At 70.0% G+C, this 1,189-nt stretch carries 1 protein-coding gene; it reads right to left on the bottom strand.

Translation table 11 applies throughout. The features are described 5' to 3' along the window. Positions 1–1,188 (bottom strand): non-ribosomal peptide synthetase (locus PXJ20_RS32820; RefSeq protein WP_421057502.1); only part of this gene is annotated, 1,188 nt, incomplete at its 3' end. Position 1,189: the final 1 nt, after the last annotated feature.

Raw genomic sequence — 1,189 nt, 5'->3', positions numbered from 1 at the left:
GGCCGCAAGCGAATGCCCGCCGAGCGCGAAGAAGTTGTCGTGCACGCCAACCTGCCCGATACCCAGCACCTCGCGCCAGATGTCCGCCAGCATCGCCTCGGTCGGATTGCGCGGCGCGACGTACTGCGCGCCTGCCTGCGCCCGGTCCACCCGCGGCGCGGGCAACGCCCGGCGATCGAGCTTGCCGCTCGACGTCAGCGGCAGCTCGTCCACGTACACCCACGCCGACGGCACCATGTACGACGGCAACGTCTCCAGCAGCGCCGTCCGCAGCGCCTCCGCTTCCGCCTGTCCCACCACGTATGCCGCCAGTTGCCGCTCGCCGTCCTCGCGCGCCACCGCCACCACCGCCACGTCCTTCACCCCCGCGCAGCCGCGCAGCGCGTTCTCCACTTCGCCCGGCTCGATCCGCAACCCCCGGATCTTCACCTGATCGTCCGCCCGGCCCAGGTACTCGATCGCCCCGTCGCTCCGGTAGCGCCCCAGGTCGCCGCTCGCGTACATCCGGCTTCCCGCCGCGCCGAACGGCGCCGGCACGAACCGCTCCGCCGTCAGCGCCGCCCGCCCGACGTAGCCCCGCGCCACCTGCACGCCCGCCAGATACAACTGCCCCACCGCGCCGATCGGCACCGGCTCCAGTTGCGCATCCAGCACATGGATCTGCGTGTTCCACACCGGCCGCCCGATCGGCACCAGCCCCCGGCCGGCTTCCTCCCGGCAGCGCCAGTGCGTGACGTCCACCGCCGCCTCGGTCGGGCCATACAGGTTGTACAGCGCAACGCCCGGCATCTTCTCGAAGAACTGCTGCTGCAACGCCAGCGGCAACGCTTCGCCGCTGCAGAACACCTGGCGCAACGCGCCCGTCTCGAAGCAAGACGACGACCCCAGCAGCGCCTGCAGCATCGACGGCACGAAGTGCAGCGTCGTCACGCCCTGCTCCGCGATGCAGCGCGCGATCTGCTCCGGATCGCGATGCGCGTCCGGCTTCAACATCACCAGCGTCGCGCCGCTCAGCAGCGGCCAGAAGAATTCCCACACCGACACGTCGAACGAGAACGGCGTCTTCTGCAACACCCGATCCCCGCAATTCAGCGCATACGCATGCTGCATCCACAGCAGCCGGTTCACGATGCCCGCGTGATGGTTCATCACCCCTTTCGGCTGCCCGGTCGAGCCCGACGTGTAGATC

The sequence above is a fragment of the Paraburkholderia sp. A1RI_3L genome (genome assembly GCF_048957895.1).
Classification (GTDB): domain Bacteria; phylum Pseudomonadota; class Gammaproteobacteria; order Burkholderiales; family Burkholderiaceae; genus Paraburkholderia; species Paraburkholderia kururiensis.
Note: the sequence above shows the minus strand (reverse complement) of the source record. Positions and strands in the feature narration are given on the sequence as shown.